The 283-nt window shown below is 48.8% G+C and carries 1 pseudogene; it reads right to left on the bottom strand.

From position 1 onward, the window contains the following. Nucleotides 1–283 (bottom strand): annotated as a pseudogene (locus tag B3Z75_RS02710) (Tat pathway signal sequence); the annotation flags it as partial.

Here is a 283-nt window from a genome sequence, read left to right on the forward strand (position 1 = left end):
GCATTTGAAGGTTCCACCATTGTCCCTTCCAAATCATACAACAATGCCACGTGATCGCCATGCGCCATGTCGTGACACTCGTAGCTCAAAAAAGTAAGAAACTCATTTTCCTTGTTGTATCCGCTCGTCATTTTCACGTATTCGTCCCATTTCCCTGCACGCAAAGCATCGAATGATTTGGTGTGATAGTCGATAACCCATTGCAGGCGCATATCATTCCTGCCGGGAATATCCTCCCACATTGCGTGAGGGGCGACCGAAACAAAGTCGAGCTGCTCCCTGG

The sequence above is a fragment of the Proteiniphilum sp. UBA1028 genome (assembly GCF_002316955.1).
In the GTDB taxonomy this organism is placed as follows: Bacteria; Bacteroidota; Bacteroidia; order Bacteroidales; family Dysgonomonadaceae; genus Proteiniphilum.